The organism is Bifidobacterium sp. W8110 (assembly GCF_016101375.1).
GTDB lineage: Bacteria > Actinomycetota > Actinomycetes > Actinomycetales > Bifidobacteriaceae > Bombiscardovia > Bombiscardovia asteroides.
The window spans coordinates 20,258-32,974 of record NZ_JACFQO010000001.1; the positions used below are offsets into that span (position 1 = coordinate 20,258).

A 12,717-nucleotide genomic window follows, 5' to 3' on the forward strand; every position below is an offset into this window, starting at 1 on the left:
TACACCGGCCGGATGCCGGAATAGGTTCATATGGCCGGGTCCTTGAGCCGGTCCTCGAACGCTTAGGGAGTCTATGCCATTGGTATGGCCTTTCGACTCCCTTGGTCACAATGTGTCATGGTAGTTGGCAAACCTGTCATGGCAATTCCGGATCTCCGCTCAAATCCATCGTCTCCAGGGGCACAATCCGGGTATGGTTCCGGACCTTGTAGCCCAGGTAGAGCGCGAGTACCAGAGGCACGCTGATGTAGGTGACGCCGATCTCCTGCCAGTTCCAGTTGACGAAGGCCTCGAAGTTCTGCCCGCCGATGACGATGACACATAGGACAAGGGCCAGGATGGGCCCCAGGGGGAAGAGTTTGGCATGGTAGCGCAGTTCATCAACCCGGTGGCCCTGGACCACCCAGGCGCGGCGGAAGCGGTAGTGGCTCAGGGCGATGCCGATCCAGACGATGAATCCTGTCAGCCCCGAGGCGGCCACCAGCCACATGTAGATACGCTGGCCGAAGATGCTGGCGGCGAAGGTGGCCAGGGAGACCACGAGAGTGGCGACCAGCGAGGCCATGGGGATGCCGTGACGGCTGGTGTGGCCGAAGAAGGCCGGGGCGTAATGGTCCTTGGCAAGGGCGTAGAGCATTCGGGTGGAGGCATAGACACCCGAGTTGGCGGACGAGAGGACCGAGGTCAGGATGATGGCGTTCATGACGCTGGCCGCCGAGGCCAGACCCGCCCGCTGGAAGACCAGGGTAAAGGGCGACATGGCGATGTCTCCTTGCGCGGAGCTGAGCAGATTGGGGCTGGTGTAGGGGATCAGGGCGGCGATGACGAAGATGGACAGGATATAGAAGAGCAGGATCCGCCAGAAGACATCGTTGATGGCCTTGGGAACGGCCCGGGCTGGATCCCTGGACTCGCCGGCTGTGACGCCTATCAGCTCGGTGCCTTGGAAGGAAAAGCCGGCAATCAAAAAGACGTTGAGAATGGCGGGGAATCCGCCCACGAAAGGCGCATCCTTGTAGGTGAAGTTGCCCATGCCCACGGCCGGCTGGAACATGATGCCGCAGATCATGGCCAGACCGATGACCAGGAAGACGATCACTGTCACTACCTTGATCAGGGAGAGCCAGAACTCGGTCTCGCCAAAGGTGGACACGGTCAGGGCGTTGATCAGGAAAATGACCACCAGAACCAGCAGGCTCCAGACCCAGCCGGGGGTGTGTGGCAGCCAGTACTGGATCAGCAGGGCTGCGGTGGAGATGTCCACTGCCACGGTGATGGCCCAGTTCAGCCAATAGTTCCAACCCATGGCGAATCCCAGAGCCGGATCCACATAGCGGGCGTTGTAAGCGGCAAAGGAGCCGGAAGTGGGCAGGTGGGTGGCCAGCTCGCCAAGACTGGTCATCAGGAAGTAGACCATGAGGCCCATGGCCGCATAGGCCACCAACGCGCCTCCTGGCCCGGCCTTGGCAATAGTGGAGCCGGAGGTCATGAACAGGCCGGTGCCGATGCAGCCACCCAGGGCGATCATGGTGACGTGTCGGGTCTTGAGGTTGCGTTGGACCCGGTCGTCGGATGCGGAGGGACTGGCCTTTCCGCCCTGCCTGGTCGCCATGACTGCTCTTTTCCTCGAACTGACCTGAGAGCCCTATGGCGACGGTTCCGGTCAGTTCCGCTCAGGCGGAATCCAGACGCATTGCCTGTCTGTGACACTGCACATAGCGCTCCGCAACATGGGGTTGCGACAGTCCCGGACCTGTTCGACCCGGGCCCAACGGGACGGATGGGCGGATCCGTGCCGTTTCGGCCGAACTTCCTTTCGCCGGGAATACGCGACACCGCACTGTCTGATCCCGGTTACTGATAGGTTCGGCGACCTCTTCAGTGATTTGCAATTACCGGTCAGCATAGAGGGATTCTCAGACAAGGCCCAAACGGATCCCTTGTCTTCGATGATCGATAGGCAGATCTGCAATGTCCCTGGCCACGCTGAGCGGTCTTGGTCATGCCGGTCGACTGTCTTAGGATAAGTATGAATTCGTTAGGAAAGAAGGCAGCGACTGATGAAGGTCGACGACATCAAGGTAATCGGCAATATCGGAGCGGGGACCATGGGGCATGCCACGGCGCTCCAGTTCGCCATGCAGGGGTATCCGGTCCGGCTGGTGGACTCCAGCCGCCAGGCCCTGGACCGGGGGAGGGGATTGATCGAGCATGATCTGGATACCTTCATCGGTGCTGGGTTGATTTCCCAGGATCAGAGGGAGAGCGTGCTGGATCGGATTCAGGAGGACACTGATTACGGCATTCTGGCTGATGCCGACTTTGTCATCGAATCCGTCTTGGAAGACATGGATGTCAAGCACCAGGTTTGGCAGCAGGTGGAGACCATAGTTGGAGAGCAGACCATTCTGGCCACTAACACCTCGGGACTGGGGCCCACTGAGATCGCCTCGGTGCTGCAGCATCCTCAGCGGTTCCTGGTGGCCCACTTCTGGAATCCCGCCCAGCTCATGCCCCTGGTCGAGGTGGTGCCTGCTGCGGACACCGACCAGGGCGTGGTGGATACCACGGTTGAACTCATGAACCGCATCGGCAAGCATGCCGTGGCGCTGTCCACGGAATCACTCGGATTCGTGGGCAACCGCATCCAGGCGGCGGTTATTCGGGAGTGCCTGAATATCGTGGAACGGGGGATCGCCACACCGCAGGCCGTCGATGAGATCGTCACCTACAGCCTGGGTCGACGGTGGAGCATCCTTGGACCCATCGCCAGCGCTGATCTGGGAGGATTGGATGTCTTCGACAATATCTCCAAGTACCTCTACGACGATTTGGACAACCGTCCTGGCGAGGACCCGATCTTGAAGGCCAAGGTTCAGGCAGGGCAGCTAGGCGCCAAGAGCGGTCAGGGGTTCTATTCCTGGCAGGGGGCCGAGAGCCAAGCCATGATCGCCGACCGCGACCAGCGGCTGCTGGAGGCGCTGGTCGCGGACCGCAAAAAGGAGAAAGACCGCTGAGTTCTTCCGCTTATATCACTGCCGCGCTCGCCCCTGGGTCAGCTGATAGGCCACCAGCAGGACGATCAGCCAGATGGGCCCGGCGATGACGGCCACCCGGTAGCTGGGCGAGAAGCACATGAGCACCACGATCATGGCCAGGAAGGCCAGGACCGCCCAAGGGGTCACCCGGGCAAAGGGCAGCTTGAAGTGCAGGGCGTTCAGAGCGCTTTCGCCGGTCCTGCCTGCCAGGTCGCCGGGGCCCTCGCCGCGGGCAACAGCACGCCGGAAGAGCATCTCGGTCACCATGATCATGGACCAATTGATGATGGCCGAGATTGTTGCGATACTCATCAGGTAGTTGAAGGCGAACTGCGGCCAGAGGAAGACCACGACCACGGCCAGGGCAATGATGCAGGCCGAGGTCAGCACTCCTGCGTAGGGCACGCCGCCCTTGGACAGCCGCCCCAGATACCTGGGGGCGTTGCCCTGCCGGGCCAGGGAGAAGAGCATGCGGGAGTTGGAGTAGAGGGCCGAATTGTAGACGCTCATGACTGCGGTCAGGCAGACGAAGTTGAGGATGCCTGCGGCCGCGTGGACTCCAACCGAGTCGAAGATCTGGACGAAGGGGCTGACGACCATGCCCTGCGCATTGGGCTTGCCGATGGCATTCCAGGGGACTACGGCCATGATCACCCCAAGCGTCAGGATGTAGAAGACCAGGATTCTCCAGATAATGGCGTTGGTGGCCTTGGGGATGGTCCGACGGGGATCGGAGGCCTCCCCGGCGGTGATGCCGATCAGCTCGGTGCCGCCGAAGCTGAACATAACCACCGCCAGCGACATGAGCAGGCCGGTCCACTGGCCGTTGGCCCCGTGCCTCATGAGTCCGTTGGGCAGGAACCCGCCGCCTACTGTGAACCAGTTGGCGAAGGATGCCCGCAGACCGTTGGCCGTGGGCAGGGCCATGACCACGACGGCCAGGCCGCCGATGATCATGGCGACGATAGCTGCGATCTTGATGATGGCGAACCAGAACTCGAACTCGCCGAACTTGCTGACCCCCATCAGATTGGCTGCCGTGATGACCACCAGGAAGAAGGCCGCAGAGACCCAGGCGGGTATTGCCGGGAACCAGAAGTTGACGAAGGTGCCCACTACGGAAAGTTCGACCATGGATACCAGCACGTAGTTCATCCAGTAGTTCCACCCCGATACAAAGCCCGCGCGTTTGGACCAGTAGCGGGTGGCGTAGTAGCTGAAAGCGCCGGACTTGGGGTCTTCCACGCTCATTTCGCTCATGGCCCTGACGATCATGAAGATGGCTAGACCGCCTATCAGATAGGCGATGATGATGGCCGGCCCAGCCAATGAGATGGATTCCCCGGACCCGTAGAAGAGTCCCGTGCCGATGGCGCCGCCCAGCGAGATGAGCTGGATGTGCCTGTTCTTCAGGGTTTTGCGCAGGTTCTTGCCCTGCGACTCCTTGGGTTGATCCATGGGGATGCCATTCCTTAGGTGGTGATAGTTGTCAGCTGAATATGACCGGCTGACAGGGCCAACCCTATCGGAGCCGACCCGGGCAGAATGATTAGACCTTTGCATTGTGGAATATAGACGTCCGCCATATGAGACGTTCAATTCACCGAATCGTGACCGCCGGGTCCTACCATGGGCGTCGGTGCCTGCCGTCTGCTCCCGGTTATCGACACCTCTGTGGTATTGCTGACCTACCGGCCTCGACGGGACGTCCCTTCCTGGGCGGCGATGATTAATGGGTTGTGAAGACAAGGAGGTGCAGTCGCATGAACCGTACGGGCAATGGCCCTTTGGCGCAGCAGAATCAAGGTGACAGCGCCTCGGCAGGCGACGGCATGGAACGCGGTCTGAGCAACCGTCATGTGCAGTTCATCGCCATCGGCGGCACCATCGGCACCGGGCTCTTCCTGGGGTCGGGCAAGTCCATAGCCCTGACCGGTCCCTCCATCATCCTGGTCTACATCGGCGTGGGGCTGATCATGTACCTGCTCATGCGGGCCATTGGCGAGCTCATGTATCGCAGCCCCGTACAGCACACCTTCATCGCCTTCATCAGCCGCTACCTGGGCCAGGGGTGGGGGTCCTTCGCCGGCTGGTCCTACTGGATCGTGCTCATCCTGATCGGCATGTCCGAGCTGACTGCCGTGGGCACCTACTTCGTCACCTTCTTCGGCACCTTCGGCATTGATCTGAGTGCCTGGCGGGGTCTGATCGAGCTGTGCTTCCTGACGGCCATGGTGTGCATCAACCTGATTGCCGTAAGGGTTTTCGGGGAGACCGAGTTCTGGTTCTCCATGATCAAAATCACCCTGATCCTGGCCATGATCGCCACGGCTGTGGTCATGGTCATCACGGGATTCCACTATCCCGCTGTCCACATGCCGGGACAGGACGGGATCAGCCCGGCCGGCCATGCGGGCCTGGACAACATCACCAACGGTTTGAGCCTGGCTCCCAACGGGTGGATGGCTTTCTTCATGAGCTTCCAGATGGTCTTCTTCGCCTACGAGATGATCGAATTCGTGGGGGTGACCGTCTCCGAGACCCAGAATCCCCGCAAGGTCCTGCCTAAGGCCATCAATCAGATCATCCTGCGCGTACTGATTTTCTACGTGGGTGCCCTGGTCGCCATCATGCTGATCGTGCCCTGGCGATCCTTCCGCCCCAACGCTGACGGCAGCTTCACCTCGCCCTTCGTCATGGTCTTCCGCTACGCCGGGGTGGACTGGGCGGCCGCATTGGTCTTCTTCGTGGTCATCACAGCAGCCAGCTCCTCGCTGAACTCCCTGCTCTACTCCGCCGGCCGCAACCTCTTCCAGCTGGCTGCTGCCGGCCGCTCTCCTGTGATGCGCAGCCTGCACACAATCTCACGTCGCGGCAAGGTGCCCGCCCGAGCCATCATCCTGTCCGGAGTACTAATCCTCTTATCTCCGGTGTTGCATATGCTGCCCGGCTTCGAGAACACCTTTGTCCTGTTCACCTCCTGCTCCAGCGCGGTCATCATCTTTATCTACATTCTGACCCTGCTTGCTCACCGTCGCTACCGGACCAGCCCGGACTTCATGCCCGATGGGTTCATCATGCCGGCCTACCGGGTGACTGGAGCCGTTGCCATCGCCTTCTTCGTCCTGATCTACCTCTCGCTCTTCCTGGCTCCCGACACCCGGTATCCAGCCATACTGGGATTGGTCTGGCTACTGGTATTCGGTGGCATCTGCCTGTGGAAGCATAGGGGTGAGCCGTTGTCGGTCGACTGACCATCTACGGGCGTGGGCGCATTATATGGCCTCAAAAGGCTATAAACAAGTCTGTTTTTCCACTTGTGCTTGAGCTAGATTGATTTTCGGTAGTTGTCAAATCGGCCTTCGTTTCTCGCAGGTTCGATTACGAGGGACTGACGAAGGAGATCATCGCCCATGGTTGCACAGGTCGGCAGGACGCGAGTGGCCAGAACCGCTGGCTCTCTGCTTTCATGCCTGTTGCTGGCCCTGATGTTCCTGGTCTTGCAGACCCCGCAATCGGCCATGGCGGCGAGCGGGGCCACGGACTATGACAGCTGGACCCAGGTGGCTGACTCAGTATCCCATCAGTTGGATAGAGGGTGTGAGGACTATGCCCGGGGGGATCATGCCGGGGCGGCCTCGCAATTCATGGGGGCCTACAACGTAAGCTATGTGGGATCCGGATTCGTCTCGGTGGTCGAGTCGACCCTGGGGCAGGATAGGCGCAACGCTCTGGATGGGCAGTTCCAGTCCCTGCAGAATCAGGCCTATGCCCCGGATGCCGGGCAGGCCCTGACCGAGGGCAGTGAAAAGCTCAAGGTTGATCTGGCCGCTGCGGCCAACCAGCTGGATGCCACCCAAGGGCTGGCCAATCCCCGTGCCTATGCCAAGGCCCAGCAGGAGCAGATCAAGGCGGATCGTCGACGGTTGGATGCAGCCAAGAAGCATCGGAACACCGGCAAGGGCGACCGGACCTGGACCCAGGTGGCCCATGAGATGACGCCCATCCTGGATCAGGCGCTCGCCCAGGCTTCCAAGGGGCATGGTCAGGCGGGATCCGACCTGGTCAACAAGGCTTATTACCAGTATTACGAAAAGCTGGGCTTCGAGAAGAACGTCATGAACGCCATCAGCGGCAACAGGGTCTCTCAGGTGGAATACCAGTTCAAGGAGACCCGGATGGCCATGGTGGCGGGCAAGCCGGCAAAGACCCTGGTGAATGACCTCAAGAGCATGCTGGTCGAGGACGCAACCATTCTGGACGGAGGCGCCGCGGACAAGGTCAATGGGTGGACGTCCTTCCTGACCTCCGCCTTCGGCCAGGCCTTTGTGGTCCTGTTGAGGGAGGGGCTGGAGGCAATCCTGGTGGTGGCGGCCATCATTGCCTACCTGGTCAAGTCCGGCCATAAGGACAAGGTTCGGCACATCTACTGGGGCATTGCAGCCGGCCTCGTAGCCAGCGGGCTGGTGGCCCTGCTCTTCACCCTGCTCTTCAACGGGAATGGTCCCCAGCAGGAGATCCTGGAGGGCGTGGTGGCCTTGGTGGCCATGCTCATGTTGCTCTACACCAGCAACTGGATGCTGTCCAAGTCCTCTGTGGAATCCTGGAACCGCTATATTCAAAGCCGGACCGTGGCGGCCATCTCGAAGGGCAGCGTGATCTCCCTGGCCCTGCTCTCCTTCCTGGCGGTCTTCAGGGAGGGTGCTGAGACGGTCATGTTCTACCAGGCCATCTTCGCCATGGCCCCCGGCGGCAGGCGGGAGATTTGGACCGGTTTTGCGGCTGCCGCCGTGGTCCTGGTCATCGTCTTCGTGCTCATCCGCTTCACCTCGGTCAAGATTCCCATCCGGCCCTTCTTCATCATCACCAGCCTGCTCATGGCGGTCATGGTGATCATCTTCGCCGGGGGCGGGGTTCATGCCCTGATCGAGGGCGACCTGGTGCCGGCTACCTATCTGCCCGGTGTGCCCACCAGCGACTGGATCGGGCTGTATCCCTACACGCAGACCATCGGCGCCCAGATTCTGGCGGCCCTGGTCGTGGTCGTGCTGGCAATTGTGTCGACCCACCGCCTGCACAAGCAGGAGCGGTCGCGGTCGAATCAGGACTCCGGCGGGTCGCCGTCGGCACCCGTCCATCGGACGGAAACCGAGCAGGCCGCCGAAGGGGCTGTGCCCTCTGAGGTCACGGCATCCATGCAAACACCGAAGAGCGAAGGACAATCATGAAGAAGAGACAATTGACCGCCTTGGTCGCGCTGGTGCTCTCGGGCACCCTGGCCCTGGCGGGGTGCGGCTCCAGCGGGTCAGGCACCCGTGAGGCCCAAGCGCCTGAGGCCTCCGGCGCCTCCCAGTCCTCGGCGGGCAAGGGGGCCGGGTTCGAGGAGATCCCCATCCCGCCCGACGATCAGCAGAAGGGTCCCCTGAACATCGGCACGGTCTTCTTCCAGCCCATCGACATGGAGCCCGCCTCCATGGGTCTGAAGGCGGCCGATGCCAGCCTGCACCTGGAGGCCGATATCCACGCCCTGCCCAACAACAACCTGGGCTATGCCAAGGGCGAGTTCGTCCCGGATCTGACCGTCAACTACACCATTCAGAACAAGGATGACCCCAACGACAAGCAGTCCGGCACCTTCATGCAGATGAACGCCTCGGATGGCCCACATTACGGGGCCAACATCAAGATGGAGAAGGCCGGATCCTACAAGCTGACCTATTCCATCGACTCTCCTGAGAAGAAGGGCTGGATGCTGCACGTCGACCCGGAGACCGGCGTGAAGGGACACTTCTGGACCGAGCCCATCGTGGTCAGCTGGGACTGGGACTACACGCCCCATCAGTGGTAAGCTGCCATGCACCATGCTTGAGCAATTTGTCACGGTCTTGCCGGGGACGCTGGCCCCGGCCCTCCTGGTCATGGTATTCAGCGTGCTGCTGGAGGTGGGCGAGGGCCGCGATCGGCCCCGTTCCTCCTCCTGGCGACTGATCGGCCTGGGGGTCGGCGTGCTGGGGGCGTTGGTCTTTGCCCTCTTGCGCGCCACCGTGATCATCAACCGCCGGACCATGGTCAACTATCCGACCCTGGTAGCCTGCGTTCTGACCGACCTGGCGGCCATCGTGGTGGTGGTGGTCGCCGACCGGCTGGTCTCGGACTGGCATCGTCGCCCCTGGGCCATGGATCTGGTCAACGCCCTGGCGGCCCTGGCCATAGCCCTGACCGCCTTCCGTGCCCTGCCTGATGTCATCCTGCAGCTTACGGCCTTTGTGGAGCCGGGGGAGCCGGTGCTGACCTCGGCCATGCTCCTGCGGGCCCTGGGCTTCCTGCTCGGTCTGGCTGCCGCTGTGACGGTGGCTGCCATTCTGAGGACCATGCATACATCCTGCCCTCGGATGGCCTTTCGTCTGGCCGCCCTGCTCATGGTGGTCCTGCTGCTGATCCGGCACGGCGTAGCCCTGGTGGCCCTGATGCAGACCACCGGCCTGGTTCTTCTGCACGGCTGGGCCTTCCGGGTCATGGCCCTGGGTTACAACGCCGACCTCATCCTGGTTCTTGCCCAGGTCTTGGTCTTCATCATTCCAGTCCTGGCCTGCCTGGTCGCAGGCTGGCGCATGCCGGTGACCGGAGCCTCCACAGCCGACGATCGTAGCCACCGTGCCTTCCGCCGGAGGGCCCTGGCATCAGCGGTCTGGAGCCTGGTGGCCATGATCGGCGTCACCCTGGCCCTGACGGTGGGTACCGCCAAGGCCCACCAGGTGCCCGTGCTTTCGCCTCCAGAGCAGTATTCCTTGACTGCCGATACGGCTACCATTCGTTTCTCCCAGGTGGAGGATGGCCACCTGCACCGATTCAGCTACCGGGCCAAGGACGGCACCGAGATGCGCTTCATCATCATCCGCAAGAATGGCGCGGCCTACGGGGTAGGGCTGGATGCCTGCGATAACTGCGGGGATGCGGGCTATTACGAAAAAGACGGCAAGATCATCTGCAAGAAGTGCGACGTAGCCATCAACCTGGCCACCATCGGGTTCAAGGGCGGCTGTAATCCCGTCCCTCTGCCCTATAAGACCGGTCGGGGGGCCATACTAATCAGCACCGCCGACCTGGATGCTCTGTCCTCGCACTTCAAGAGCTGAAAAAGGGAAGGAGCGGTTGGTATGTTCTTCATGCGAATGATGCTGCGGTCATTCAGCCGCCAGTTTGGGCGAAGAATGCTCATCGCCGTCACGGTCTGCCTGTCTGCCTGCGTAGCAACGGCCATGCTGGGGGTGGTCTTCGATGTGGGCGACAAGCTCAACGCGGAACTGTCCACCTATGGATCCAATATCACGGTCCAGGCCAAGGCGGATGCCGTGGTCTCCGACCTCTACGGCGACCAGGAGGGCGGCCCCTCAGGTGACGAGTCAACGCCGACCGCCTTCCTCAAGGAGTCCCAGGTGCCCAAGATCAAGACCATCTTCTGGGCCTACAACATCACCGACTTCGCCCCCCGCCTGGACCTTCGTGGCACTGTGGACCAGGTCGGCGCCCCCCTGGTGGGCACCTGGTTCGGCCGGACCGTCAAGGTGGACAGCGGTGAAAGCAGCACTGCGGGTCTGAAAGGTCTTCGACCCTGGTGGAAGGTTCAAGGACGCTGGCCCAAGGACGAGGCTGGGTCCGGCGGCAGGACCGAGGCCATGATGGGCAAAGAGCTGGCTGCACGACTGGGCGGCAGTCAGGTTGGTGACCAGGTCAAGGTCGGTCTGGGCGATCAGCGGCGGACCGTCACCATCGTAGGCATCTTCGACTCCGGTGATGCCGATGCCTCCTCCCTCTACCTGCCTACCCGGCCGCTACAGGAGATGTCCGGCCTGACCGATCAGATCGACCAGGTGGAGGTCAAGGCCCTGACCACGCCCGAGAACGATCTGGCGCGCAAGGCTGCGCGAAACCCTGCTGCCCTCTCCCAGGACGAATGGGAGACCTGGTACTGCACGGCCTATCCCTCATCCATCGCCTACCAGATCGAGGAGGCCATCCCCGGGTCCATGGCCAAGCAGGTCAGACAGGTGGCTGCCCTGCAGGGCGATGTTCTGCAGAAAACCCAGGCGGTCATGATCCTGATGACCGTGCTCAGCCTGCTGGCGGCAGCCATAGCCGTGGCCAACCTGATGGCGTCCTCCATAAGCGAGCGGTCCTCGGAGTTCGCCCTGCTCAAGGCCTTGGGCGCCACCGACGGGGCTGTGTCCCGATTGGTGCTGGCGGAGACGGCCCTGATCGCCCTGGCCGGGGCTCTGGTCGGTGCTCTGCTGGGCTCTGGGGTGGCTCAGATCGTGGGCAGGGTGGTCTTCGGCTCGGGCATTACCATGAGGCCCATGGTCTTCGTGCTGGTCTTCGTGCTGTTGGCCATTACAGTGCTGCTGGCGTCCATCTCGTCCATCAGATCGATTCTGCGGCTTCGGCCGGCGGAGGTGCTTCATGGCCGCTGATCGCCATAAGAGCCATATGACCAACACCCGCATGTTCCTGACCATGCTCTTCGGGGCCGTTTTCCGCCGTCGTGGCCGGGCCCTGATGGCCGTGGTGGCCTCCCTGGTGGGTGCCGCCACCCTCTTCTGCCTGGCGGCGGTCTGCATTGAGGCCCCTAGGCAGATCAACCAGGAGATGCGTTCCTACGGGGCCAACCTGGTCGTCTCGCCCATCCAGGGAGGCAATCGGTCCGGGTCCGGCATCGAACAGGGCATGGTGGACCACACCACCCATATGGTGACCGCCAAGGCTCCGGCAAGGTACGCCACCTATCGATATGAGACGGTGCAGGTCAATGCCGGGGCCCGAGAGATGGCCGGCATCCACCCCGACCAGGTTCGTCAGCTCAACCGCCACTGGAGCGTGGAGGGTTCCTGGCCCCGGCCTGGTTCGGTCATGGTGGGGCGGGACCTGGCTGATTCGCTGGGGCTGGCCACCGGCAAGCGGATGACCATCGGCTATCCGGCCGGACAGGTCACCGGCACAGGCAAGGCCGGAGGCCAGGGCCGTGATTTTCGAGTGGGCGGCATCGTCGATACCGGTGGTCCAGAGGATCGGATCATCTACGCCGACCTGTCTGATCTGGAGCTCCTGACCGGGGCCAAGCGGGGCACCGATGTCATCGAATACTCGGTCAACACCATGACCTCGGGGCTGAAGACCATCGCTGCCGGCATCAACGACATGACCTCCATGGGGGTCAAGGCCCGGCCGGTCACCAGGATCACAGCGGGCGACAGCCACACCATCGCCATGCTCCAGTCGCTCTTCTGGCTCGTTTCGGTGGTGGTGCTGGTCCTGACCTTTGTGGGCGTGGGGACCACCATGGCCTCCATTGTCTCCCAGCGGCGCAGCGAGATCGGCCTGCGCAAGGCCTTGGGTGCCTCCTCGCGGGGGATAGCCATGGAGTTTCTGGCAGAGTCGGCCTGCTACGGATTGGCTGGAGGTCTGATCGGCACCGCCTTGGGTTATGGCTTCGCCCGGCTGCTCTGCCTATCCGTCTTCCAGCGGCCGCTGGGCTTCAACTGGTGGCTGGCCCTGGGCACGGTCCTGTTGAGCGTGGCCATATCCATGATCGCATCCATCCGGCCGGTCCTCCGGGCTTCGCGTATCGACCCGGCCCTGGTTTTGAGGGAGGAATGACAATGACGCAGGCAAAGGCGAGCGAGTT

At 62.1% G+C, this 12,717-nt stretch carries 9 protein-coding genes and 1 riboswitch; of the genes, 7 read left to right on the top strand and 2 right to left on the bottom strand.

Annotated features, from left to right (window positions below; translation table 11 throughout):
- Positions 1–136: 136 nt before the first annotated feature.
- Positions 137–1,612 carry an amino acid permease gene (locus H3T88_RS00075; RefSeq protein WP_198203142.1) on the bottom strand — a complete coding sequence of 492 codons (1,476 nt, stop codon included), beginning with the start codon at positions 1,610–1,612 and terminating at the stop codon, positions 137–139.
- Positions 1,613–1,708: 96 nt separating this feature from the next.
- Positions 1,709–1,887, bottom strand: a riboswitch (Lysine riboswitch).
- Positions 1,888–2,060: 173 nt separating this feature from the next.
- Here H3T88_RS00075 and H3T88_RS00080 point away from each other — a divergent pair.
- Positions 2,061–3,017 (top strand): 3-hydroxyacyl-CoA dehydrogenase family protein, encoded by a 957-nt coding sequence (locus H3T88_RS00080; protein WP_198203143.1) that lies wholly within the window; start codon positions 2,061–2,063, stop codon positions 3,015–3,017.
- A 15-nt stretch (positions 3,018–3,032) separates the two neighbouring features.
- Here H3T88_RS00080 and H3T88_RS00085 read toward each other — a convergent pair whose 3' ends face one another.
- The gene (locus tag H3T88_RS00085) at positions 3,033–4,496 is read right to left on the bottom strand and encodes an amino acid permease (protein ID WP_198203144.1); all 1,464 of its coding nucleotides are present in this window, start codon (positions 4,494–4,496) and stop codon (positions 3,033–3,035) included.
- Between the two features lie 305 nt (positions 4,497–4,801).
- On the opposite strand from H3T88_RS00085, the gene H3T88_RS00090 reads away from it, so the two are divergent.
- The 6 genes from H3T88_RS00090 to H3T88_RS00115 all read left to right on the top strand — a co-directional run bounded on the left by H3T88_RS00090 (position 4,802) and on the right by H3T88_RS00115 (position 12,689).
- Positions 4,802–6,292, top strand: coding sequence for an amino acid permease (locus H3T88_RS00090; RefSeq protein ID WP_198203145.1), 1,491 nt, complete (start codon positions 4,802–4,804; stop codon positions 6,290–6,292).
- Between the two features lie 159 nt (positions 6,293–6,451).
- Positions 6,452–8,266 (top strand): FTR1 family iron permease, encoded by a 1,815-nt coding sequence (locus H3T88_RS00095; RefSeq protein ID WP_198203146.1) that lies wholly within the window; start codon positions 6,452–6,454, stop codon positions 8,264–8,266.
- On the top strand, positions 8,263–8,886 hold the full coding sequence (locus H3T88_RS00100) for an iron transporter (RefSeq protein WP_110417790.1): 624 nt from the start codon (positions 8,263–8,265) through the stop codon (positions 8,884–8,886). The genes H3T88_RS00095 and H3T88_RS00100 overlap by 4 nt, the downstream gene beginning before the upstream one ends.
- Positions 8,887–8,899: 13 nt before the next feature.
- Positions 8,900–10,174, top strand: a complete 1,275-nt coding sequence (locus H3T88_RS00105) for a DUF2318 domain-containing protein (protein ID WP_198203147.1) — start codon at positions 8,900–8,902, stop codon at positions 10,172–10,174.
- Between the two features lie 21 nt (positions 10,175–10,195).
- Positions 10,196–11,506 carry an ABC transporter permease gene (locus H3T88_RS00110; protein ID WP_198203148.1) on the top strand — a complete coding sequence of 437 codons (1,311 nt, stop codon included), beginning with the start codon at positions 10,196–10,198 and terminating at the stop codon, positions 11,504–11,506.
- A gap of 16 nt (positions 11,507–11,522) precedes the next feature.
- On the top strand, positions 11,523–12,689 hold the full coding sequence (locus H3T88_RS00115) for an ABC transporter permease (RefSeq protein ID WP_198203506.1): 1,167 nt from the start codon (positions 11,523–11,525) through the stop codon (positions 12,687–12,689).
- The last annotated feature ends 28 nt before the right edge of the window (positions 12,690–12,717 follow it).

What these genes read in the sequence shown, in the direction of transcription:
- H3T88_RS00090 (WP_198203145.1), top strand. Translation starts at nt 4,802, where the DNA reads ATGAACCGTACGGGCAATGGCCCTTTGGCGCAGCAGAATCAAGGTGAC.
- H3T88_RS00085 (WP_198203144.1), bottom strand. Translation starts at nt 4,496, where the DNA reads ATGGATCAACCCAAGGAGTCGCAGGGCAAGAACCTGCGCAAAACCCTG.
- H3T88_RS00110 (WP_198203148.1), top strand. Translation starts at nt 10,196, where the DNA reads ATGTTCTTCATGCGAATGATGCTGCGGTCATTCAGCCGCCAGTTTGGG.
- H3T88_RS00105 (WP_198203147.1), top strand. Translation starts at nt 8,900, where the DNA reads ATGCTTGAGCAATTTGTCACGGTCTTGCCGGGGACGCTGGCCCCGGCC.
- H3T88_RS00075 (WP_198203142.1), bottom strand. Translation starts at nt 1,612, where the DNA reads ATGGCGACCAGGCAGGGCGGAAAGGCCAGTCCCTCCGCATCCGACGAC.
- H3T88_RS00080 (WP_198203143.1), top strand. Translation starts at nt 2,061, where the DNA reads ATGAAGGTCGACGACATCAAGGTAATCGGCAATATCGGAGCGGGGACC.
- H3T88_RS00095 (WP_198203146.1), top strand. Translation starts at nt 6,452, where the DNA reads ATGGTTGCACAGGTCGGCAGGACGCGAGTGGCCAGAACCGCTGGCTCT.
- H3T88_RS00115 (WP_198203506.1), top strand. Translation starts at nt 11,523, where the DNA reads ATGACCAACACCCGCATGTTCCTGACCATGCTCTTCGGGGCCGTTTTC.
- H3T88_RS00100 (WP_110417790.1), top strand. Translation starts at nt 8,263, where the DNA reads ATGAAGAAGAGACAATTGACCGCCTTGGTCGCGCTGGTGCTCTCGGGC.